This window comes from Pseudomonas sp. G166 (genome assembly GCF_037027455.2).
Lineage (GTDB): Bacteria > Pseudomonadota > Gammaproteobacteria > Pseudomonadales > Pseudomonadaceae > Aquipseudomonas.
Map to the genome: position 1 here is coordinate 4,458,195 of NZ_CP146985.1, position 22,132 is coordinate 4,480,326.

The 22,132-nt window shown below is 57.6% G+C and carries 24 protein-coding genes and 2 pseudogenes; 10 read left to right on the forward strand and 16 right to left on the reverse strand.

All coding sequences use genetic code 11. The annotated features are described in order from the left end of the window. Positions 1 to 35: 35 nt before the first annotated feature. The 5 genes from SGN16_RS19325 to SGN16_RS19345 are packed head-to-tail and all read right to left on the reverse strand — an operon-like array spanning position 36 to position 4,196. Positions 36 to 308: a DUF2160 domain-containing protein gene (locus tag SGN16_RS19325; RefSeq protein WP_210639601.1), complete on the reverse strand. Its 273-nt coding sequence runs from the start codon at positions 306 to 308 to the stop codon at positions 36 to 38. A 10-nt stretch (positions 309 to 318) separates the two neighbouring features. Then, on the reverse strand, positions 319 to 1,119 hold the full coding sequence (locus tag SGN16_RS19330; protein ID WP_134925077.1) for a carbohydrate ABC transporter permease: 801 nt from the start codon (positions 1,117 to 1,119) through the stop codon (positions 319 to 321). A gap of 10 nt (positions 1,120 to 1,129) precedes the next feature. After that, on the reverse strand, positions 1,130 to 1,996 hold the full coding sequence (locus SGN16_RS19335) for a sugar ABC transporter permease (RefSeq protein WP_181288986.1): 867 nt from the start codon (positions 1,994 to 1,996) through the stop codon (positions 1,130 to 1,132). Beyond that, positions 1,993 to 3,102 (reverse strand): ABC transporter ATP-binding protein, encoded by a 1,110-nt coding sequence (locus SGN16_RS19340; RefSeq protein WP_210639602.1) that lies wholly within the window; start codon positions 3,100 to 3,102, stop codon positions 1,993 to 1,995. Before SGN16_RS19340 ends, SGN16_RS19335 begins: the two co-directional genes overlap by 4 nt. Further along, positions 3,102 to 4,196 carry an ABC transporter ATP-binding protein gene (locus SGN16_RS19345; protein WP_210639603.1) on the reverse strand — a complete coding sequence of 365 codons (1,095 nt, stop codon included), beginning with the start codon at positions 4,194 to 4,196 and terminating at the stop codon, positions 3,102 to 3,104. Before SGN16_RS19345 ends, SGN16_RS19340 begins: the two co-directional genes overlap by 1 nt. 397 nt (positions 4,197 to 4,593) lie before the next feature. Between SGN16_RS19345 and SGN16_RS19350 the strand changes: the two genes are divergently transcribed. Next, positions 4,594 to 6,444 carry a sigma-54-dependent Fis family transcriptional regulator gene (locus SGN16_RS19350; RefSeq protein WP_210639604.1) on the forward strand — a complete coding sequence of 617 codons (1,851 nt, stop codon included), beginning with the start codon at positions 4,594 to 4,596 and terminating at the stop codon, positions 6,442 to 6,444. Positions 6,445 to 6,601: 157 nt separating this feature from the next. Here SGN16_RS19350 and SGN16_RS19355 read toward each other — a convergent pair whose 3' ends face one another. Further along, the gene (locus tag SGN16_RS19355) at positions 6,602 to 7,111 is read right to left on the reverse strand and encodes an anti-virulence regulator CigR family protein (RefSeq protein ID WP_210639605.1); all 510 of its coding nucleotides are present in this window, start codon (positions 7,109 to 7,111) and stop codon (positions 6,602 to 6,604) included. Positions 7,112 to 7,238: 127 nt separating this feature from the next. Here SGN16_RS19355 and SGN16_RS19360 point away from each other — a divergent pair, with 127 nt between their 5' ends. Both SGN16_RS19360 and SGN16_RS19365 read left to right on the forward strand, forming a co-directional pair. Continuing rightward, on the forward strand, positions 7,239 to 8,450 hold the full coding sequence (locus tag SGN16_RS19360) for an MFS transporter (protein WP_335944404.1): 1,212 nt from the start codon (positions 7,239 to 7,241) through the stop codon (positions 8,448 to 8,450). Positions 8,451 to 8,713: 263 nt separating this feature from the next. Continuing rightward, the gene (locus SGN16_RS19365) at positions 8,714 to 8,917 is read left to right on the forward strand and encodes a hypothetical protein (RefSeq protein ID WP_210639607.1); all 204 of its coding nucleotides are present in this window, start codon (positions 8,714 to 8,716) and stop codon (positions 8,915 to 8,917) included. 126 nt (positions 8,918 to 9,043) lie between these two features. Here the strand turns inward: SGN16_RS19365 and SGN16_RS19370 are convergent, their stop codons facing one another. The 5 genes from SGN16_RS19370 to SGN16_RS19390 all read right to left on the reverse strand — a co-directional run bounded on the left by SGN16_RS19370 (position 9,044) and on the right by SGN16_RS19390 (position 13,214). Further along, positions 9,044 to 9,547 carry a hypothetical protein gene (locus SGN16_RS19370; RefSeq protein WP_210639608.1) on the reverse strand — a complete coding sequence of 168 codons (504 nt, stop codon included), beginning with the start codon at positions 9,545 to 9,547 and terminating at the stop codon, positions 9,044 to 9,046. A gap of 215 nt (positions 9,548 to 9,762) precedes the next feature. Then, positions 9,763 to 10,071 carry an AzlD domain-containing protein gene (locus SGN16_RS19375; protein WP_058542900.1) on the reverse strand — a complete coding sequence of 103 codons (309 nt, stop codon included), beginning with the start codon at positions 10,069 to 10,071 and terminating at the stop codon, positions 9,763 to 9,765. Then, complete coding sequence (locus SGN16_RS19380; RefSeq protein WP_335944405.1) at positions 10,068 to 10,778, reverse strand: AzlC family ABC transporter permease; 711 nt, start codon at positions 10,776 to 10,778, stop codon at positions 10,068 to 10,070. The genes SGN16_RS19375 and SGN16_RS19380 overlap by 4 nt, the downstream gene beginning before the upstream one ends. Positions 10,779 to 11,359: 581 nt before the next feature. Beyond that, on the reverse strand, positions 11,360 to 12,124 hold the full coding sequence (locus tag SGN16_RS19385; RefSeq protein WP_210639611.1) for a TSUP family transporter: 765 nt from the start codon (positions 12,122 to 12,124) through the stop codon (positions 11,360 to 11,362). A gap of 4 nt (positions 12,125 to 12,128) precedes the next feature. Next, positions 12,129 to 13,214 (reverse strand): TauD/TfdA family dioxygenase, encoded by a 1,086-nt coding sequence (locus SGN16_RS19390; protein WP_335944406.1) that lies wholly within the window; start codon positions 13,212 to 13,214, stop codon positions 12,129 to 12,131. A 109-nt stretch (positions 13,215 to 13,323) separates the two neighbouring features. On the opposite strand from SGN16_RS19390, the gene SGN16_RS19395 reads away from it, so the two are divergent. Further along, the gene (locus tag SGN16_RS19395; protein ID WP_210639613.1) at positions 13,324 to 14,238 is read left to right on the forward strand and encodes a LysR family transcriptional regulator; all 915 of its coding nucleotides are present in this window, start codon (positions 13,324 to 13,326) and stop codon (positions 14,236 to 14,238) included. 487 nt (positions 14,239 to 14,725) lie between these two features. Next, positions 14,726 to 15,154: a DUF2628 domain-containing protein gene (locus SGN16_RS19400; protein WP_210639614.1), complete on the forward strand. Its 429-nt coding sequence runs from the start codon at positions 14,726 to 14,728 to the stop codon at positions 15,152 to 15,154. A 100-nt stretch (positions 15,155 to 15,254) separates the two neighbouring features. Here the strand turns inward: SGN16_RS19400 and SGN16_RS19405 are convergent, their stop codons facing one another. Continuing rightward, a complete protein-coding gene (locus tag SGN16_RS19405; RefSeq protein WP_335944407.1) occupies positions 15,255 to 15,398 on the reverse strand; it encodes a hypothetical protein in 144 nt (47 codons plus the stop codon). A gap of 382 nt (positions 15,399 to 15,780) precedes the next feature. Between SGN16_RS19405 and SGN16_RS19410 the strand changes: the two are divergent. Together SGN16_RS19410 and SGN16_RS19415 are read left to right on the forward strand one after the other, a co-directional pair. Then, positions 15,781 to 16,030: pseudogene (locus tag SGN16_RS19410) on the forward strand (phosphotransferase); the annotation flags it as partial. 183 nt (positions 16,031 to 16,213) lie between these two features. Continuing rightward, a complete protein-coding gene (locus SGN16_RS19415; RefSeq protein ID WP_335944408.1) occupies positions 16,214 to 17,197 on the forward strand; it encodes a hypothetical protein in 984 nt (327 codons plus the stop codon). Positions 17,198 to 17,407: 210 nt separating this feature from the next. Here SGN16_RS19415 and SGN16_RS19420 read toward each other — a convergent pair whose 3' ends face one another. After that, a complete protein-coding gene (locus tag SGN16_RS19420; protein WP_210639617.1) occupies positions 17,408 to 17,863 on the reverse strand; it encodes a PACE efflux transporter in 456 nt (151 codons plus the stop codon). A 105-nt stretch (positions 17,864 to 17,968) separates the two neighbouring features. Between SGN16_RS19420 and SGN16_RS19425 the strand changes: the two genes are divergently transcribed. After that, positions 17,969 to 18,853, forward strand: a complete 885-nt coding sequence (locus SGN16_RS19425; RefSeq protein ID WP_335944409.1) for a LysR substrate-binding domain-containing protein — start codon at positions 17,969 to 17,971, stop codon at positions 18,851 to 18,853. Between the two features lie 30 nt (positions 18,854 to 18,883). Here SGN16_RS19425 and SGN16_RS19430 read toward each other — a convergent pair whose 3' ends face one another. Together SGN16_RS19430 and SGN16_RS19435 are read right to left on the reverse strand one after the other, a co-directional pair. Continuing rightward, positions 18,884 to 19,390 (reverse strand): AAA family ATPase, encoded by a 507-nt coding sequence (locus SGN16_RS19430; RefSeq protein WP_335944410.1) that lies wholly within the window; start codon positions 19,388 to 19,390, stop codon positions 18,884 to 18,886. Between the two features lie 41 nt (positions 19,391 to 19,431). Next, the gene (locus SGN16_RS19435) at positions 19,432 to 19,632 is read right to left on the reverse strand and encodes a hypothetical protein (protein ID WP_134925090.1); all 201 of its coding nucleotides are present in this window, start codon (positions 19,630 to 19,632) and stop codon (positions 19,432 to 19,434) included. Between the two features lie 186 nt (positions 19,633 to 19,818). On the opposite strand from SGN16_RS19435, the pseudogene SGN16_RS19440 reads away from it, so the two are divergent. Next, positions 19,819 to 20,010, forward strand: a pseudogene (locus SGN16_RS19440) (hypothetical protein); the annotation flags it as partial. A gap of 87 nt (positions 20,011 to 20,097) precedes the next feature. On the opposite strand, the gene SGN16_RS19445 reads toward SGN16_RS19440, so the two are convergent. Then, positions 20,098 to 21,000 (reverse strand): LysR substrate-binding domain-containing protein, encoded by a 903-nt coding sequence (locus SGN16_RS19445; protein ID WP_335944411.1) that lies wholly within the window; start codon positions 20,998 to 21,000, stop codon positions 20,098 to 20,100. Positions 21,001 to 21,091: 91 nt separating this feature from the next. Here SGN16_RS19445 and SGN16_RS19450 point away from each other — a divergent pair, with 91 nt between their 5' ends. Continuing rightward, positions 21,092 to 22,105: an NADP-dependent oxidoreductase gene (locus tag SGN16_RS19450; RefSeq protein ID WP_335944412.1), complete on the forward strand. Its 1,014-nt coding sequence runs from the start codon at positions 21,092 to 21,094 to the stop codon at positions 22,103 to 22,105. The last annotated feature ends 27 nt before the right edge of the window (positions 22,106 to 22,132 follow it).

Genomic DNA, 22,132 nt, shown 5'->3' on the forward strand with positions numbered 1-22,132 from the left:
TTAATTCGAGTGCACGAATTAGCCACACAGGCCACTTAGCCCCACCGCATCACTGCCAACAGCCACACCAAAGACAACGCGAACGCTATCCAGATGCTCCAGTCAGTAGCACCGATCACCAGCATATGCAGGTAGGCGCTACCGAGAAGACCGATAAACAACCGATCGCCACGGGTGGTGGCAATCGGCAGGAAACCCCGTCGAGGGATACTCGGCGAACGCAATTCCCACGTGGTCATGCCTGCCAGCAGCACGGCAATGACCCCAAAGAACACCGCCGTGGGGGCGGTCCAGTTCATCCATTCCATCATCGACTCCTCAGACCCGGCCCAGGGCAAAGCCCTTGGCCACGTGGTTGCGAACGAACCAGATCACCAGCATGCCCGGCAGGATGGTCAACACCCCCGCCGCCGCCAGCACGCCCCAATCGATACCGGACGCCGACACGGTACGGGTCATGACCGCCGCGATCGGCTTGGCATTCACCGAGGTGAGCGTGCGCGCCAGCAGCAGTTCGACCCAGGAAAACATGAAGCAGAAAAACGCCGTGACACCGATGCCGGAGCCGATCAACGGGATGAAGATCTTCACGAAGAACTTGGGAAAACTGTAGCCGTCAATGTAGGCGGTCTCGTCAATTTCTTTCGGCACCCCGGACATGAAGCCTTCGAGGATCCACACCGCCAGCGGCACGTTGAACAGGCAATGCGCCAAGGCCACGGCAATGTGGGTGTCGAACAAGCCGATGGACGAATACAGCTGGAAGAACGGCAAGAGGAACACCGCCGGTGGAGCCATGCGGTTGGTCAGCAACCAGAAGAACAAGTGCTTGTCCCCCAGGAAGCGGTAGCGGGAAAACGCATAGGCCGCCGGCAGCGCGACGGTCAGGGAAATCACCGTGTTCAGGCTGACGTAGTACAGCGAGTTCAGGTAACCGGTGTACCAGCTCGGGTCGGTGAAGATCACCTTGTAGTTATGGAAGGTAAAGTCCTGGGGCCACAGCGTCAGGCTGCCGAGGATCTCGGTGTTGCTCTTGAACGACATGTTCAGCAGCCAGTAGATCGGCACCAGCAGGAACAGAATGTAGATCAGCAGCGGAATCAGCTTTCTCTTGCTCATCATGCGGGCCTCAACGGTTGGCGTCGGAGTGAGTCATGGCGGTGTAGAACAGCCACGACACCAACAGAATGATCAGGAAGTACACCAGGGAAAACGCCGCCGCCGGGCCCAGGTCGAATTGACCGATGGCCATCTGCGTCAGAGTCTGGCTCAGGAACGTGGTGGCGTTACCCGGCCCGCCGCCGGTGAGTACGAACGGCTCGGTGTAGATCATGAAACTGTCCATGAAGCGCAGCATCACCGCGATCAGCAGCACGCTCTTCATCTTCGGCAACTGGATGTGCCGGAACACCGCCCAATTGGACGCCCGGTCGATTCGCGCGGCCTGGTAGTACACATCCGGAATCGCCCGCAGCCCCGAGTAACACAGCAGCGCCACCAGGGAGGTCCAGTGCCAGACGTCCATCACCAACACCGTGACCCAGGCGTCCATGGTGTTGGCCGCATAGTTGTAGTTGATGCCCAGGCCGTTGAGGGCGGAGCCCAGCAGGCCGATGTCGGCGCGGCCGAAAATCTGCCAGATGGTGCCCACCACGTTCCATGGAATCAGCAATGGAATTGCCAGGATGATCAACACCAGGGATGACCATTTGCCCTTGGTCGGCATGGTCAGGGCGATGGCAATGCCCAGTGGGATTTCAATCAGCAGCACGCACGCCGAGTAGATGAACTGGCGCAACAGCGAATCGTGCAGCCGCGGATCGAGCAGCACCTGCTTGTACCAGTCGGCGCCGACGAAGTAGCGGCTGGACTGGTCGAAGATGTCCTGCACCGAATAGTTGACCACGGTCATCATCGGGATCACGGCGCTGAACGCCACCAGCAGGAACACCGGCAACACCAGCCACCAGGCCTTGTTGTTCTGCACCTTGTTCATGGCTGCACCTCGCTCAGTGGTTCCAGCAAATATTCATCGGCATAAACCATCAGCCACTGGGCCGGAAAACTGATGTACGCCGTGCCTTCGGGCACCGGCTTGTCTTCGGCCAGGCGCACTTTCAACGGCGCGCCATCGAGGTTGAGGGTCAGGATCTTGTAGGTGCCCAGGTCTTCGACGTGGACCACGTCGGCGCGCATCGCATCGTCGTAAGGCCCGTCCCAGACATGGACGAATTCCGGCCGAATACCGACCTTCAGGCTTTTGCCTTGAGCCTCGGCAATGCGCTGCTGCAAGGTGGCGGACAAGGGCAAATGAGTCGATGCGAAGCCGACGCCACCGGGCTGCGCCGTGACCTCGATCAGGTTCATTCCCGGGCTGCCAATGAAGTAGCCGACAAAGGTGTGGCTCGGACGCTCGAACAGATCCCGCGGCGTGCCGAACTGCACGATCTGGCCGCCATACATCACGGCGATCTTGTCGGCGAAGGTGGAGGCCTCCAACTGATCGTGAGTGACGTAGACCATGGTGATGTTGAACTGCTCATGGATCTGCTTGAGCTTGCGCCGCAGCTTCCATTTCAAGTGCGGGTCGATCACCGTCAGCGGTTCGTCGAACAGGATCGCCGACACGTCGTCGCGCACCAACCCGCGGCCCATGGAGACTTTCTGTTTTTCATCGGCGGTGAGATTGCGGGCCTTTTTGTCCAGCAGGCTTTGCAGGTCCAGGACCTCGGCGATTTCCTGCACCTTGGTGTGAATCCTGGCCTCGGCCATGCCCTGGTTGCGCAGCGGGAACGCCAGGTTATCGAACACCGTCATGGTGTCGTACACCACCGGGAACTGGAACACCTGGGCAATGTTGCGCCGCTCCGGAGTCAGGTCGTTGACGACTTTGCTGTCGAACATCACCTGGCCTTCGGAGGGGCTGAGCAGTCCGGAAATGATATTGAGCAAGGTGGATTTGCCACAGCCCGAGGGCCCGAGCAACGCATAAGCGCCGCCCTGCTCCCAGATATGGTTCATCTCGCGGATCGCGTAGTCCTCGGGGCCCGCCGGGGTGCTGGTGTAGCTGTGGGCGAGGTTCTGCAAACGAATTTCAGCCATCAGGCAACCCTCGCGATACGCTGGCCAGGGGCTTGGACCAGCTTGCCCTGGGCATCGAAAACAAACAGTTTGTGGGTCGGGATGTAAATGCGGATCGGCGCATCCACGTCGTACTCATGCACCCCGGGCAAGTGCAGCACCAACAGGAAATGCTCGTTGCGCACATGCAGGAAGGTCTCCGAGCCACTGATCTCGGCCACCTCCACGGTCACCGCCAGTTCAAGATCGTCATCGTTGCTGGGCACCAGGGAGATATGGCTGGGACGCACACCAAAGCGGAACTCGCCCTCGCCTACCGGGCGCAGGTCGACGTTCAGCGGGAAGTGCACGAAATTGGCAAAGCTCACTTCATTGCCGGCAATGCGACCGGGCATGAGGTTGATGGGCGGCTCGGAAAACAGCTCGGCGGCCAACACAGTCTGCGGCTGGTGATACACCGAGGACGATTTGCCGCTCTGGATGATCCGCCCCTCATGCAGAATCGTGGTAGTGCCGCCCAAGGCCAACGCTTCGTTGGGCTCGGTGGTGGCGTAGACGGCGATGGTGTGGCGGGCCTGGAACAGTTCGCGCATTTCCTGGCGAAGTTCCTCACGCAGCTTGTAGTCCAGGTTTACCAGCGGCTCATCGAACAGGATCAGTTCGGCGTCCTTGACCAGCGCCCGAGCCATGGCCGTGCGTTGCTGCTGGCCGCCGGACAATTCCAGCGGATGGCGCTGCAGGAACTTCTCGATGCGCAGCATCCTGGCGGTTTCCAGCACCTTGCTCTGGATTACCTCGTTGGACACACCGGCCTGGCGCAGCGGCGAGGCGATGTTTTCGAAAACAGTCATGGTCGGGTAATTGATGAACTGCTGATAGACCATCGACACGTTGCGCAACCGCACCGGGCGCTTGGTGACGTCGACGCCGTTCATCAGGATGCGACCGCTGTCGGGCTTGTCGAGTCCGGCCATCAGCCGCATCAGGCTGGTCTTGCCGGACAGCGTGCGGCCCAGCAGGACGTTGAAGGATCCGGGTTCGAAACTCAGATTGGCATCGTCGATCCAGGTCTGGCCTTCGACGGTGCGACAGATGTGCTCAAGCGTTAATGACATGGCTCGGCCTTTTTATTATTTGGAGTCAAGCGACCCGAGTTTAAAAGCGAAAGCCGTGCCAGAAATTACAACTCATTGATCGTATTGGTTTTTCATCTATTCCCTCCCAAAAAAGCTTTCGTTGATGAACACAAGTGAACAGCCACGACTGAACAACTGAACAATTCGCCGGTTGACAATGAACAATTTTGAACAACACTGAATATGATCTGTGGGAGCGAGCTTGCTCGCGATAGCGGTGGGTCAGTTGAATCAATGTGACTGATCCACCGCTATCGCGAGCAAGCTCGCTCTCACAGGGTCTGTGCATATTAAGTAGTGCCTGGATCTGCCCCAGCACAAGGAGTCTGTGCGAGACTGATCACAACAATAAAAACAGCACCTGCGAGAGTGCCCCATGGCCGCACCTGCCCCCGCCTTGTCCCATGACGCCATTATCCAGGCCTCCTGGTCCCGTTGCCGCGCCTTTGGCCTGAACCATCAGAGCGTGCCGGCCTTCGATCAGCTCCCCGCCGAAGGCATCGCCCAGTTGCTGGAAAGCCAGCATTCGCTGGTGCAGACCACCCATCAGGAAGTCTTGCCGTACTACGAGAACATTCTGAGTAACTCCAACTGCCTGATCATGCTGGCCGACAACCAGGGCCAGGTGTTGACCTCGTGGGGCACCCAACGCTTCATCGAGCCGAAACTGGCCCACGGTTTCAGCGCCGGGGCGAGCTGGATGGAGCGCTGCAGCGGCACCAATGCCATCGGTACCGCACTGGCCTGTGAACAGGCGGTGCATATCGAACACGATGAACACTTCCTCAAGGCCAACCGCTTCATGACCGGCTCCGCCGCGCCGATCTTCGACGCCGAGCGCAAGGTCATTGCGGTGCTGGACGTCTCCAGCGACAGCTACCTGCCGCCGTCCCACACCCTGGGCATGGTCAAGATGATGAGCCAGACCGTGGAGAACCGTCTGATCCTCAACCTGTTTCGCGGTGAACACTTCCAACTGACCTTCAATACCGGCTTGAACAACCTCGACAGCCAATGGGCCGGGCTGTTGATTTTCGATGAGAGTGGCCAGGTCCTATCCGCCAACCGCCGCGCCGACAACCTGCTGGGCCTGAGCCTGTCGCGGGTCAGCATCGAAAGCCTGTTCAAGGTCTCGCTGCTGGAGCTGCTGAACCAGCCCGATGGCCTGCCGTTCGCCCTGCAAGCGTCCGGGAGCAATCGTTTCCAGTGCTTGCTCAGGCGCCCAAGCCAAGTGTCGATCAAGGCACGAGTCTTCAGCGAGCCGGCGCCCACACCGGCCCTGGCTCCTGCCACCCACGTCATCAGCCTCAACACCCTGCACTTCGGTGACAGCCGCGTGGAAAAAGCCGTGCGCCAGGCCGAGCGCTTGCTGGAAAAGGACATTCCGCTGCTGATCCACGGCGAGACCGGGGTGGGCAAGGAAGTGTTCGTCAAAGCCCTGCACCAGGCCAGTTCGCGCTGCAAGCAGCCGTTCATTGCCGTCAACTGCGCGGCGATTCCCGCTGAGCTGGTGGAATCGGAACTGTTCGGCTACGAAAAAGGTGCCTTCACCGGCGCCAACCAGAAGGGCAGCATCGGCCTGATCCGCAAGGCCGACCGTGGCACGCTGTTCCTCGACGAGATTGGCGACATGCCCTTGCCGACCCAGGCCCGGCTGTTGCGAGTCTTGCAGGAACGTTGCGTGCAACCGGTGGGCAGTGCCGAGCTGTTCCCGGTAGACATCCGCATCATCTCCGCCACCAACCGCTCGTTGCGCGAACAGGTGCAACTGGGGCGGTTTCGCGAAGACTTGTATTACCGCATCGGCGGCTTGACCCTGGAATTGCCACCGCTGCGTGAGCGCAGTGACAAGCAGGCCTTGTTCAAGCGCCTCTGGGAACACCATCGCGAACCGACCCAGTGGGCCGGTTTGAGCCGCGAGGTATTGGACCTGTTCGAGCGCCATCCATGGCCGGGCAACCTGCGCCAGGTCAGCAGCGTGCTGCAAGTGGCCCTGGCGATGGCCGAGGAACAGCCGATCCGCCCGGAACACCTGCCCGACGATTTCTTTGTCGACCTTGAAATGGAACCGGTGGAAACACCCGAACCGCTGGCGGTGGACTTGAACGATATCGAGGACCTGAACCGCCAGTTGCAGGCGGTGGGCGGGAATATTTCGCACCTGGCGCGACGGCTGGGGGTCAGCCGTAATACCTTGTACAAGCGCCTGCGCCAACTGGAAAACTGACACGAAACCTGGGAGCGAGCTTGCTCGCGATGGCGTCGTGTCAGTCACTTCATCATTTGGCTGAACTGACGCTATCGCGAGCAAGCCCGCTCTCACAGAGTTCGCTCAACTCACTGGCATTACTCCGAAAAGGCTGCCATTTCGTTGAAACACCGGGTCAATCGAACGCCCCGTTGAGCACTTCATAGATGATGCCGCTGGCGATCGCCACCAGGATCAGGTCCGTACCCGCCTGCCGCCACTCATAACCATCGTAGTGCGGCAACTGCCCCAACAGGCGTCCGTCGAGCTTCTTGGCAATGCCTGGGGGCAACGGCTTGCCTCGGGCGAGGTTCTTCTGGATACCCGGCGGCAACGGCGGACCGGGGCTCCAATAATCACGATGACCGCCAAGCAGGCCGATAATGCCGCCGCGATCGATGCTGGGGCCGTTATGCCAGTCGCCACCACCGCCTTGGTTTCCCTTGCCACCCTGGTTGCCCTTGTTACCGGGATTTCCTTGACCGCCCTTGTTGCCCTGCCCGCCTTTGCCTCCTTGTCCATGACCCGGACCTTGATCGAATTGAGCGTTTCCCTTGCCGTTGCCCGGGTCCGCGACAACAATGCCAGGGCCCGCCACCAGGGCGAAACAGGTAACTGCAGCAATCAACGAGCGCGATTTGAACATGGCAGTTCTCTCAAAAAGGGGACGTCCCCTGTAAAGATATAGAGACTAAGGGTGATATTAGTTCCATATCACGCTGCGCGTCGTTGCCAGACAGGATGATTCTCTCAACCCGCAATCAAGGAGCTCCATGCACAAGGATTACCTGGCTTTTTTCGTCTCGATGTTCCTCTCCCGGCTGGCCGACCAGATCTTGCTGTTCATCGTCCCGTTGATTGTTTTCCAGACCACCAACAGCGTCTCCTGGGCGGGCCTGGCGTTCTTCGTCGAATCCTTGCCACGCTATTTATCCTTCCCGATCTGCGGCGCGCTGTGCGACAAGTTCCCGCCCATTCGTATCCTGCACATCAGCCAGGTCTATCGCGCCGTAGCCTGCGGCGTGGCGGTCATGCTTTACGCAATCTTTGGTGGGATCTATTGGATCGTCGCCCTTTCGGCGTTGTGCGGCGTACTGACCACCCAAGGCATCATGGCCCGCGAAGTGGTGATGCCTTACATCTTCAAGCAGTACACCTACACCAAGACCCTGGCCTACTCGCAAATTGCCGACCAGACCGGGCTGGTACTGGGCCCGCTGATCGCCGCGTTGATGCTCCAGGTGTGGGCGTGGCACTGGGTGGTGCTGGCAATAGCAGGGTTGTTCCTGCTGGCGGACCTGGCCATGGTGTACTGGCAGCGCACCAGCTCGGTCACATTGCAAACCTTCGAGCAACATTACGACATCTGGCTGAACCCGCTGCGAATCGCCTTCGGTCATATCCGTCGCCGGGCGGAGCTGAAAAAAATCATCGGCCTGGCGGTGGGCGTCAACCTGATCATCGGTGTCACCCTCGCCACATCAGCGGCCATGGTGATCGGCCAATACAGCGCCGATAAGGACTACTACGCCGGGTTACAGGCGGCCGGGGCGGTCACCACCATCCTCATTCTGTTCTTCCTGGCGCGGGTGAGCTTGCCCTTGAAAATCCTGGGAGCACTGTCCTATACGCTGATCGCCGCCGGCGCCTTCATCACCGCGCTCAGCCCGAACACGTGGGGCTATGTCGTCGGTTTTCTGCTGATCGTCGGTTTCGACAAGATGTTCAACGTCTACTTCCGCACCCTGCGCCAACAAGTCATTCCTCCCCAGGATTTCGGCAAGACCGTTGGCGTCATTACGCTACTCAACAACCTGTCGCAACCACTGGCGGGCCTTCTGGTCGCGGTACTGGCCACACCTGTCGGAACGCAACGGGTGATTTTGCTCTTGGCACTGGCCACCAGCCTGATCGGCATTGCAATGGTGGCGGTGCATAAAAACGCGACACCCGTGCCCGCAGCTTATGGCACAGAGGCTGACTGATTGTCGTAAGCCGGATACAGAAGCGGTTTTGTAGTATCAGTGACTTATTGTTGAGGCATGGTTGAAACGTTGCCGGCGTTGAACGTCTTCCGGGCGCCCTAGGACAGGCAACCCCGCCACTCGTCGCCTGTTAAACTTAGCGGCTGAATAGACGACCACGCCTGGCTTAGGGTTTGCACGGGCCTGTGTTAGCAGCCAAGAACGACGTAATTCTGACGCGGCGGCAAATTTATCAATGCTTAGTCAGCCAATGGAGATGTACCGTGTCAACTCTCAACGAAATCGCAGCGAACCACGCGAGAATGGCAAAGGCAAAGGAAGAGGAGTCGATACGGCTGAGTGCGCTTCACGGTCAAGTCGTGGGGAGTTTTGAAATTCCACCCCTCGAGACGAAGCAGCAGATGCCGCTGCACTTCATGGCTGGGGTTCAGGATCACTCGTTTGGGGAGGCGGCCCTGAGCTTTTGACCCGGGTGTTGGCTGGAACTCATCGCCTCTGCAATGACATCGGTTTTCATGACGACACCATTTAGAGCGCCGATGAATGACCCGGCCGCAGCGATGAGTATGGATAGATGAAAGGCTGGTCAGGCGTCAGAACTTACCGTAGGGGATGTCTTTGCCGGCCTGCGCCCAACCGCTAGGCATGATTGTTTCGTCCGGGTGGGGGGTAAGGATTGGCAGGCCACTTGCCACTGTGAAAGTAAAACAAAGACTTGCGTGGATCGGCTCATAATCAAACACCTGCGCGATCAGCCTGATAAGTTGAAAGCGCCGATCATCCATCAGCGGATAACCTTGACGGTTCTTCTTGCCCGTTGAGGCCGCCGTATTGAACCAAACGGCGCCAAGGCCAATCATGAATTGATTGGTCTTGGTCTCACCGACAAACCACTTATGAAAATTTCGCAGCGATAGTTCATTCCATGGGTCGCCTTCGCCATTCGCACAAAAAAGCGTGTTGTAATGAGCCATGGCCATTCTGCCGTTACCCGTATTGAACCCAGCAACGGCAATACAATTTCCCAGTCCTGCGGTCCCCACCAACCCATTGAACGAAACGACGTTAGACAACTTGTCAAAGCCGGCTGCATCCATTGCTCACATCCTCCATGATTTAAGCAAGCAGCATAGTCAATGCATGTAAAAAGAAAAAACGGGAACAAGAAAAAGCAGCAAAAGGCTGCCAATCCATTTCCCGAATCTATTCCAGGTCAAACCAAGCAGCTACTAACGTCTTCTTCCTTGGAAGCGTCCAGTGCAGCGGATTGCTTGAAGCCCATCACCCGCTTGTTGGCGGGTGACTCGGCCTTTTAGAACTGCCTGGCTAAAGCAGCTGCAAGTATGCCGGCCGCAATCGCTGGCAGCGGCTTTTTAAGTATCAACATGACAATGGCCGTGCTCAGCAGAGCCAGGCGCGCGCCGTTATCACCTTTTACAGCCAGCGGAGCCAGCACCGCCACCAACACTGAGCCCGACATGGCCGTGATGAACTGCTGCACCCTATAGTTGATCGGCACGAACGACATCACGAAAACACCGCCCCACCGAGTCGCCAATGTCACGACGGCCATGATCAATATGACGATCAATGTGCCGTAACCCGCTGTTTCGATATTCATTGTTTTTTCTCCATCCACAGCGCGCCCAAAACTCCCCCCGCCAAAGCGCCGACCACGACATGACTATTCGCCGGCAAATACCAGTAGGCCAACAGTGATGAACAGGCCGCCACGGTCCAGATGATGAACATGCGCAGGTTTTTCTTCCCGCCAACGACCATCGCCAGCAAGAAACACCCCATCACCATATCGAGGCCAAAGCTGACCGGGTTCTCAATGGCGCTACCAAAATGAAGTCCCAGCCAACTGCCCAGAATCCAAGTGACCCAGAGCGCAATGCCACCGCCGAACAAAATCCCGAGCCCCGGCTTGCCGCGACTGAACGCCTGCATCGCCATGGCCCAGTTGGCGTCCGAAACAACCAGCATGACACCGTAGCGTTTGGCCACGGGTAACTCCCGCAGCCACGGATACAGGGTCGCGCCCATCAACAAGTGCCGGGCGTTGATGGCGAAGACGGTAATCATCAGCGGAACGACCGGGACTTGCTGTCCCCATAGATCCAGTGCGGCAAATTGAGAAGCGCCGGCAAAGACCAGCGCGCTCATGAGCACGGCTGACGTATCACTCAAGCCCGTTTGCGCAGCGGCCAGGCCGAACGCCACTCCGAACACGACGACGAAAAGAGAGATGGGGGTCAGCTGTTTGAAACCGTCGTAGATGTGATTCAACGTCAGCGCGTGCAGGTGGGGTTCAACATTCGACAAAACAGGGCCTCTTCTGAATATCTGCGGTGCAAAAACCGAGAGTATGGGGCTGAATCTGCATGTCGAATACTGTTTGGCGGGTCAATGCACAACTCAACCCACCGAGCCTTAGAGATTGCGCGTGGCAAAACCAGCAAAATGGGTGAACCTCAAATCCTTGCGCAGTCCTTCCAGGTCGCCATAAACAAGCTTCGAACTGAAATTCATCAACAACAGCTCGGAAAACACCGTCGCCACGCTCTGTTTTCTTATGATGACTTGATGCGCCTGACGCTGGAAAACTGCCCTCTACCTCGTAGCCGAAACTGAACAACCCGCTTTCCGCCCTCAGACCGTCATTCATATAGTTCGGTGTGTAGAAACAGAACCCGTCTTCGCGAGCATCGGGAACGCTCGAAAAACGTCCTCCGGTAAGGCGTTGGTTTCCACCCAGATATATTCACCGCGAGGTGTCACCAAGTTTTCCAGGTGCTAGCGCACCAGTTCCTTCAGCTGGCCGACCGCCTGTTTGACATCGCGGCTGACCAGCGGCTCGAAGGGGCTTCGTATTGCAGTTGGAGCGGTTCGCCGCCTGCGGTGGATCAGCCTTGGAGGATCAGGTCATAGGACAGCTTGCTGATCAGGATCACCAGCAGCACCAGGAACAGCGCGCGGACAAAGGGCACCCCCTTGCGTACCGCCAGCCAGGTGCCGGTCAGCGCGCCGAGGATATTGAACAGCGCCATCGGCAGCGCTACCAAGTAGAGCACGTTGCCGCTCGGGATAAAGAACAGCAGCGCCGCGACATTGGTGGCGATATTCACCAGCTTGGCCGACGCCGAGGCGTGCAGGAAGTCAAAGGCGAAGCAGCGAATGAACAGGAAGATCAGGAAGCTGCCGGTGCCCGGTCCGAACAAACCGTCGTAGAAACCGATGGCGCCACCGACCAGTACCGCCAGCAGCTTCTCCTTGGTGCCGATGCGCATGGGCTTGTGCAGGCTGCCGAAGTCCTTTTTCCAGAAGGTGTAGATCGCCATCAGCATGATTAGCACCAATACCGCCGGGCGCATCAGTGCCTGCGGCACGATCGATACCGTCGCCGCGCCAGCGAAGGCCATGACAAAGGCCGCGCCGGCGGCAGGAACCACCAGGCTCCAGTCGATCACCACCTTGCGCACGAACGAGCGCGCGGCAAAGGCCGTGCCGCAGGCCGCCGCGACCTTGTTGGTGCCGAGCAGGGCGGCGGGCTGGGCGCCGGGCAGCACATTGAACAGTGCCGGGATCTGGATCAGGCCGCCGCCACCGACGGCCGCATCGATCAGGCCGGCGGCGAAGGCGAAGACACATAGCAGGACGATATCGAACATTGAATCAGGCTCTGGCAATAAAGGGGTGGGTGGTCGAGAGCGGGAGCAGGCGCTTGCGGTCGTTGACGCCAAAGACCCTAAGCATCCAGCGGTCCAGACCGTCGTAACGCGGCGCGAAGCCATCACGCGCGTGCAGGGTCTGCTGGTTCTTGAAGATCAGCATGTCGCCGGGCTGCAGCAGTACCGAGCGGACCACGTCGGGGTGATTGGCGGCGGCGGCGAACAGTTGCAGGGCCAGTCGCGAGTGCTCGCAGTGAGCGCTGACGCTGGCCATGTTGTAGCGACAGTGCAGGCCGCCGCTGCTGGGCCGGTAGAGCAGTGGGACATGTTCCAGGACCTTGCCCTGGCGGGCGAACGAGTCCGGCCGGCGTACCGAAAAGCTCGGGCGCAGCAGCTCCTGCTCGACGAAGTCCGGCAGCATGTTGAGCACGTCGGTAATCGCGACGATCCGCGTCGGCACCGTCAGTTCGCAGCGCAAGCCGGTCAGGCTCAGGTACTCGGGGCAGGCGGACAACTGCTGCACGGCCTCGCAGCTGAGCGGCAAGTGTGGGTTGTCGACATGCATGCCCAGGTCCAGGCGCGAGCCGTAAGAACTCTTCTCGGTTTCCCGCTGCCGCTTGGGCGAGACATGGCGAAATACGCTGTCCTCGCTCTCGCCCTGGTAGCCCACCGGGCAGGTGCCGAGCACGGCGAGTACCGCCAGGATCGCCCCGGCGACCACCGGCAGTTCGGCAATATCCGGGTTGCCATCGTAGGGCGTCGCCGGCAACTGCGCGTCGACCGGCAGGCCACGGATCACCAGCGCCACCTCGTCGCAGTGCTGGAAGTCACGCAGCAAGCGGAGTTTTTCCGGAGCCAGCAGTTGCTCCAGGCAGCGTCCGAGGGCCGGCATCTGCCGCAGGCCGCAGGCGCTGTCGCTGATTGCGAAATGGCTGAGTTCGTTGTGAAATTTTCTGTTTTCTTCGTAGGAAAGCTGTAATTCGACCAAGGGCTGTTCTGTCGAGAGGGGGGCTTTTGGCACCAGCCATTCGTGGGTCACTTCGCCCGCAAGGGCGGTTGCTTTTCTGAGTGTTTCATCCAGCGTTGACATATCCATCGCTCCTGTTTACCTACGTCCCTGTGCTGAGAGCGGGAAGGCTAACGGAAGGGGCTTTTTTGTGTTGCAATGTCATATTGTGAAAAGTGCAATGAGGTAGTCGGTGGCACTGGATATGTTGGCTGATCTTGAAGCCTTTGCGACGGTGGCCCGCAAGCGCAGCTTTGTCGTCGCAGCCCGCAGCCTGGGGCGCTCCCCCAGCTCGCTGACCCGCGCCATTCAAGGGCTGGAAGAACGCAGCGGGGTCAAGCTGTTCAATCGCTCGGCCAATGCCGTGACGCTGACCGAGGCCGGCGAGCGGCTACTGCCCCACGCCTACAGAATGCTCGATCTGCAACGTGAGGCGGACGAGGACCTGGCCGGGCTCAGCGGCCTGGCCACCGGCTGGATCCGCTTTTCCGCACCGGAATCCTTGGCCCACACGGTGGTCCCCGGGTTGATCACCCAGTACAGCCAGCGTTATCCCGATGTCAGCGTGGATGTGATCTTCACCGATGCAGCGGTCGATCCGGTCAAGGGCAAGCTGGACTTTTCGATTCGCGGCGCCTTTCCACAATCCAGCGACCTGATCGGCTACCCGTTGTGGAGCTATTCGCGCTACCTCTACGCCAGCCCTGGCTACCTGGAGCGATGCGGGCTGCCGGCGTCCATCGAGGCGCTGGAACAGCACGCATTGATCCTGCACACGGCGCCGCGGATTCTCAAGGAATGGAATTTTCGTGGGCCGGGCCAGGCCGGCAGCTTTCGCGTGCACCCCAAGTTTCGCTTCAGCTCCGGCGCGGCGGTGTTCCAGGCTGCGCTGGCCGGTGCCGGGATTGCTCGCCTGGCCGACTGGCTGGCGGAGCCGGAAGTGGCGGCGGGACGCCTGGCGCGGGTGTTCCCCGAGTACAAGCTGACCTCCAGCACGGGTGAAGACCCGCGCATGCATGCGGTCTATCCAGCCGGCAACCTGCCATTGCGGGTCAAGAACCTGCTGGACATGATCCGCGTCTACGGAGACAGCGTCAGCCGCTCCTGAAGGCCAGCTTCGCCCTTCCCTTTATCGCCTTCTGACCTCATTACGCTGCAAGGTTGGATGAGGATGAATACGCTGGGGGCAGGCCCTTGTCGAGCGGGCCCGTATCCAGCTTCTGCTGGCTGATGGAATGACGCTCAAAGCCGGATCGGGAGCAGCAGGTCGAGAACAGAGCAGTTCCGGGTGTCTCTCCTGGGCTTGCTCGTACAGCGCCTGACGCCGGCCCAGGATCTGATGATCCTGCCCACGGTGCCGTTCGGCCGGGGCCCCCATTGAAAAAATAGAGTGAAGCACGTCACAGACCAGGCGACCGCTCAAGTGGCCAGTGCGGAATGTTCCACACCCATGGCCATAAAACGGCAAAATAAACACCTCAGGCGATTCACTCGCGCCCTTCGTCAAAGATCAAAGCAATCAATGCGCTAGAAACAGAGCACAGGATTTCTTGGAAGAAAGAAAAATTACTAATGGAAAGCAGGAGCCTTGCAAAATGAGCACAACTGAACAAGTACAAAGCACGGGTAAATACAGCGCTAAATGGCAGGAACGCTTTGACTTCTTTGACACTTACGGCGCGCCAAACGACCCGCGCTACAAGGAAGCCGTCAAGACGCTGCCAGGCGTCAAGAAGAAAATCCTCATCAACGCCAACGTGATTGCGTTTTTCTTCGGCCCTATCTACCTGTTCGTCCTCGGCCTCTGGAAGAAAAATCTCGCCCTGCTGGGTATTTTCCTGGCGATCAATATCGCATTGAGCGTGATTTTCGCAATCCTCGGCATGGAGTTTCCCCGGCCGTTGAGTACAGGCCTGAGCATCGCCATGTCGATGATGTACGCACTCATGGCCAACTACGCCTACTACCTCAAGGAAGTGAAAGGCGAGCAAGGCTGGAACCCGTTCAAAGGCATGCGCCTCTGATTGCAGGCTAGGGTCATCAAGAGCCCGCGCCTCATCATGAGTGTGCGGGCTTGTTGTTTCTGGGGATTACATACCTGCGAAAGAAAGCAACAGCGGGTGCTCAACGATCGAAATGTTGTTTTTTTACACCTTTTCCTCTCTTGCGCTCAAAATAGGAGTGAAAAAACCACAGCGCCAGGGCAAACCCAGCAAAGCCAAAAATGAAGAGAAGAACCTCTATTGCAGTACCTTCATGAGAAAACATTGTGTTCACCTCGTCCTTAAGTGGGTTGACCGAAAATCGCCACGCTCGAAATCTCTCGTAACAATCCGAACATTTTCAGGGTAGTCGCCATCAACCTGCGTGACAACCCTTAGCCCGGCATAAACCCCCGGTCTAGACGAGTCGCCGACCAATGACACCCTGCCCGGTCGGGTCAAGATATGGTTTCACAAGGGTCGATCCAGGCTATCCAGAGAGCTGAGGTGAACACCGAGGACGAATCAATCGCCGCCCCATTACAGGAGCAAATGATCACGAAACTCCCGATTCGTTGACGGGAGAGCTTCCAGCGTCACGACTGCGCCAAATGACTCTTGGCCTGTTCGGATGCCGCAGTCTTTCGATTGAACGCCAACCTGCCGAGCAGGACCTTGTCGTGCCCCATGACGACGTGCATGCCCAATATCATCGTCGAAAACGGGCGCTTTATGGGCTTCATTGATTGCGGTCGGCTAGGCGTCGCGGATCGATATCAGGACCTGGCCCTGGCCACCCGAAACATCGCCGAAAAGTTAGGTAACCAATGGGTAGCGCCATTTCTGCAGCGATACGCAGAGGTCGAAACCGATCAGGAGCGAATTTACTTTTATCGGCTTCTGGATGAGTTCTTCTAGCATCCGGCATCCGATTGTTCCCCCGCCCCCAGCAAAGTGTTAAGTAAGCGATACATATCTGTCAGCATTTTAAACACCCGCACCAATACCCCCTTAATCCCCTTAAAAATAATGGCAGCACACAGAAGCCCGACTATTCTGAGCCTTAGCCCCACAAAAAAAAACAATGCAAAGGAACAGCAGATGAAAACACTACCATTGATAATGGCTGCGTTACTTTTACATGGCTGCAATGCAAACTGGAACAGCATATATAGAACTCATGACTTCCAGCTTCCTCAAATAGCCAAAGAAAGACAGAAATCCGTATTCATAGATATTAACCAGAGAGCAATTGTAAGCGGTAACGACACCATTTGTGCGGAACCGAGCCCTGATGCAATGCAGGCCTATGCGGCTCAACTCGCTGCGTCCGGCACTCTGAGTGATAGAGCCAGGGCGGAATTGGCAGCCGCAGTACAAACTTCGGCAGCCTACATTGGCGTCAGGTCAAAGAACATTCAGCTCTTCAGAGATGAATTCTATAGACTCTGCGAGGCGCGCATGAATGACACGCTCGATGACGCACAATATAATTTTTTCCTGGCAAGGCTCCAGCGTTACTCGGTGGCATTAGCAGCCGTGGAAGAACTGAACCAGAGTGCAATGGCTCCGGCCGTGTATCTATCGTCCTCTGGCAGCGCATCAGTCGCAGGATTAGCAGCCCAGCGGCAAGAGTTGACCGCCGTTCAGAGTGAGCTGGCGACTGCAAAAAAAGCGGTGACCGATACACCTTCTGACGCAGCCAAAGCGAAGGTAGCTGAATTAACCGGAAAAGAAGCAGAGCTCAAGAAGGCTATCGATGAGAACAAAAACAACTCAGTCAGTGGTAAAACTTCAGGGGAAATTGGAACGCCGGTAAGGGGTACGTCCCAGATAACCGCTGACGCCACACAAAAAATCATCACAGCGGCCCTGACGACTAACGACCTTCCCTATATGTGCCTGGAGCGTTTGAACGAATATGCTAAACGAAACATGAGCCTGGATGAAAGTGACTCATGGTCTCAACTTCCCGACGGCCGTATTATTTCCAGAGGCGGACGCCCGCTGAATGAAGCCGACAGGGTCATCGTTTCATATTGCAAATCCATACTTCAAGCAGCTGGGTCCAATGCGCAGTTCTGAGTACTTGATAGGCAAGAACATCGGGGGCTCCAGTTTGCCCCCGCACTGTCTAAGTTAGCGTTTAATCACCCAAGACAACAAATCAGTACTGCCCCAGCCATGGTATTGGCTGTCCTCTGAAATAAAAGCAAAGGAATGACATCTTCCTCAAAACGGTAGAGGAACAGCTCATAGCGGATCCTGGTGTAATCAAGCTTTTGAGCAACTGATTCAAGAAGCGTTGACGTTAGACACTGAATGCCGATCGGACTGCGCCGAAAGCGGAACATCAAACACCCGATCAAATCCCCATTGAAAAACCAACGAGTAAAAAAAGAAAAACACAAACAACCCCAGATTAGTCACCAACGCCAGCCACAGGCTGATGCCCAGCCACGCCCCAATCACGGGGGTAAGAATCAGCGTCAAGCCGCCTTCAAATCCCAGGGAATGCAGCAGTCGTCGCTGCCAGTTGCGATGGCGGCTGCGTTGACGACGTTCCCACCACTCGAACAGGCCGTTGAAAAACATGTTCCAGGCCAGCGCGACAGCAGAAATAACCAATGACAGCAGGGTTGAATAGCCCATGCCCTGACCGTAGATCAGCGCCAGCGCCGGTGCGACGAACAGCACACCACCGGCTTCGTAGAGTATGGCCTGGAGAATTTTACGAGGTGCGCCTTGCATTGGAGGGCTCCTTGGTTGGGCTTGGAACCACAGCGTGGCAAGTTGAGCACCCGCGCACAATTGAGCTAAATTGAGCCACGCTCACCCTGAGTAACCTACCCGCCCATGTTCGCCAAACTGCCCCTCACCGCCTTGCGCGGCTTTGAGTCCGCCGCACGGTTGGGCAGCTTCAAGGCAGCGGCCCAGGAACTGAACGTCAGCCCGGCGGCGATCTCCCACCAGGTCAAAAGCCTTGAAGCCTTCCTTGGCGTGCGCCTGTTCGAACGCTCCAGCCAGAACGTGCGCCTGAGTGCCGACGGCGAGCGCCTTCATCCTTTCATGCACCGTGCCCTGCTTGATATTCAGCAAGGCCTGCAGACGCTGTCGCCGCCTTGTGCTGCACAGTCTCTGGTGGTGAGCACCACGCCGGCATTCGCCAGCCTGTGGCTGATACCGCGGCTCGGGGGTTTTCATCGGTTGCACCCGGACATCGACGTCAGCCTGCACAGCAGCAACGACGTGGTGGACCTGAAGCGTGACGCCAGCATCGACTTGGCGATCCGCGCCCTGTTCACGCCCGATCCGCAGCTGTTCGAGCAGCCTCTGCTGGACGAGTATTTTGGCGTCTATTGCCGCCCTGGCTGGCAACCACCGGCAGCGGGCTCGCCCGTCGAGCTGATCGATGTGCCGTGGCTGAGCAGCGCAAACGTTGCGGTCGACTGGCCTGCTTGGTGCGCCAAGGCTGGCACTCTGGACTGGCTGGATAACGCACGATTCAGGCGTTATGACGAGGAACAGCATGCACTGCAGGCGGCGATTGCCGGGCATGGGCTGGTGCTTGCCAGTAATGTGCTGGTGGCTGAGGCAGTTGTGCGTGGGGAATTGGTTGGCTATCGACCAGAGGTTCGCCTGGAGGGTGCGCGTTACACCGTGGTGTGTGTGCCGGGGCGGGAGCGGCAAGTGGAGGTTCGGGCTTTTAGTGAGTGGTTGCTGGGAGAAAGTAACGGCTGAAAACGATGTGGTCGCGTTCGCGGGCGGATATTACTCACTGGACAGGAACCGATTGATAATCATCGAGACCGCTTGCACCGGAGAGGTTAGAGCTGTGTCTATGCGAAACGGAGCTTCGCCCCACGGCTCATACTCATGATCCAGTACCGACTGCCAGGTTGGTGGAGTCAGTCCGGGAATATCAGCGATCCTTGTTTCGACCCGGCGCTGATGTTCATCTTTTTCGGAACAAACCACCTGGATGTTTGCTAACCGGACACCAGCTTGTGAGGCGATTTCGCTCCACGCGCTTCGACTTTCGAGGACGGGATTGACACAATCAACGATGACTGTGCGGCCCAATCGAAGATTACTCAGGGCAAGCTCATTAGCGACCATGTAACCACTGCGCCCTACATCTTGCGCAAGAGCGCCCGAGTTTCGAATCGCCTGCTCGATCGTATCGATCCGCAGGTACACGGCGCCTGTTGTAGCGGCAAGATCATGGGCGATAGTTGTTTTTCCGGTACCGGGAAGGCCACTGAAGACGATGAGCATTCTAGATCCTTCGATTAGCGAGCTAACTCAGTTTAGGCATTTCAATGAAGGACCCTGCGGCTCTCCCCAATCCTGATCCTGTCGAGCGCCCGATTCAAAGCATCCAGGGCATCGAGCAGAGCTTTGGCCTCAGCCTCCCGGCCATCGCCCCAGAGGCGTTCTGCCATTTTGTTCAGTGCCTGGATAGAGCGCTCAATGTCTGCAGCCGTCACTGCTTTGTTTTCCTGAAGTTTCTTTGGCATTGACTGATCGTCCTAGGGCACGCAGCGTAATGGGCCGGTGAACACTCCTTCCGAGCCAAGCCGATAGCTGGGCCAGCAAATGCTCACGGTGAAGTGGCCAACCTCTGATCCTGACGGGTGCGCCCGATTCATCCGTGGACTCGCCCAATGATTCGCATCGATTCCATTTGGCTCGCCACCGAGCCGATGGACGTGCGTACCAGTACCGAGACAGCGTTGGCCAGAGTGATCGTGGTGTTCGGTGCGGCGCAGTTGATGTCGCAGGTCGACACCATGGGCAAGAAGATCAACCGCGACCAAACGGTTATCGAGAAGCTGACTCACGAGATCGCACAAATCAAGCGTTTGAAGTTTGCCAAGCGCAGCGAGCAGATGAATCTCCGCATTCTTGCACTTCAAATAAACAGCCGGTACAGCGCTACTCTGTGAAAACGTCACAAGCGAAGGCTAACGACGTGCGGTAGTTCAGAGCGTTTCGATCAGCACATCCAGGAAAGCACGCACAGCCGGATTGGTGCGACGACTCTCTGGCCATATGGCCGTGATGTTTTGCCGGTCTACCGCAAAGTCGGACAGAATCGGGATTAGCTCTTTGCGTTTCACCCAGGGAGCAGCCATAAAGCTGGCTGCCATTCCAATGCCTGCGCCGGCTGCAATCGCCACTATAACGGCTTCACTGGCATCAACGATCAATGGCGATGAGGGCAATATCTCAATCTCCTTATCCCCGATCCGAACCGGCCAGCGAAACACTTGCCCCGTGCTTTGATAACGCAAATTTACCGTTTCGTACGCCACCAGTTCATCAGGATGCCTAGGGGTTCCGCACCTGGCTAAATAATCTGGCGAGGCGTAGCAGCAGAGCCCGTATGGCGAGAGTCGGCGGGACAGGAGGGATGAATCTGCAAGGTCACCGATACGTATCGCAAGATCAACACCCTCTTCAACCAGGCCCACGAAGTGGTCGCTCAGCCGCAAGTCAACCATCACTTTAGGGTGACGTTTGCGAAATTCCGTAATGGCCGGGACAATCATGTGCAGACCAATTGGGAGTGATGTCGCGATACGTAATGTACCTGCTGGTTCGGAACGTGCTGACTTCGCGACCTGCTCGATTTCTTCTGCATGGCGCAGCAGTTGTAGCGCGCGCTCATGCAGGTCTCGGCCTTCCGCTGTTAGCGTCAGGGAACGTGTCGTACGTATGAAGAGAGATACGCCAAAATGACGCTCCAACCGCTGCACGCTTTTGCTTATCGCGGAGGGAGAGACCGCTAACGAGCGAGCTGCGGCGGTGTAGCTACCTAGAGAACCAGCGCGGGCGAACGCGATTAAGCCTGTCAGGCTTTCGAGACCAATTTGTGCCTTCATGGCAACATTAAAGCGAACCAGAGCGCCATTATCAACCTCGCTGGATCATCATAACCTCTGTCATCCAAGTGATTCTCTGAACGAGATTATGATGATCGACATGATGAAAGCGGTGCAACTACACGAATTCGGTGGCCCCGAAGTCTTGCGTTATGAAGATGTTACTCGGCCCTTAGCGGGGCCCGGCGAAGTCTTGGTTCGCATAAACGCAGCAAGTCTCAACCCACCAGACCTCTACCTGCGAGATGGCTATCGTTCGCTGCCGCCTGAATGGCAGCCGGATCCAACCTTTCCGCTGATCCTTGGCACCGATATATCGGGCGTCGTTGCGGCAATTGGCGACGAGGTATCCGGGCTAAGCGTGGGTGATGAAGTCTACGCAATGGTGCGCTTCCCGGAAGACCTGATGAAAGGCAGTGGCGCCTATGCCGAATACGTCCGCGTCGCCGTATCCGAACTGGCCTTGAAACCCAACGGTATAGATCATGTACAGGCAGCCGGTGCGCCGATGTCCCTGCTCACTGCCTGGCAGTTTTTGATTGACCCCGGTCATGACTTGCCGAACCCATTCCAATCGTTCCGACATATACCTGTCTTACTGGAAGGCAAAACGGTTCTGGTTAATGGCGCTGGGGGTGGAGTTGGGCACTTGGCAGTGCAAATTGCCAAGTGGAAAGGTGCGCGCGTAATAGCAGTTGCCTCAGGGAGACATGAAGGACTTCTGCGCGACCTAGGAGCCGATGAGTTCATCGACTACACCAAAGTCGCGGCCGAAACAGTCGCAAGTAATGTGGATGTAGTCATTGACGCTGTCGGCGGCCGGAATATGGAACGCTTTCTGAGCGTTATCAAACAGGGAGGCTCGCTGTTCTTGGTCAATCCTCTAGGCTTCTCGGGACATGATCAAGCAGCTGGTTTAGGGGTCACTGTTTCCTCGACACAGGTACACTCCGATGGCGCCCAACTAGCAGAGGCCGGGCGCTTGCTCGACGACGGTAGCATTCGTGTCGTGATCGACAGCATATTCCCATTGGCCGAAGCCTCGGCTGCCCATGCGCGAGCTTCACGGGGCAGTATCCAGGGTAAGGTCGTGCTTATCATCTGAGTAACCGATGCCCCGACCAACATTCTA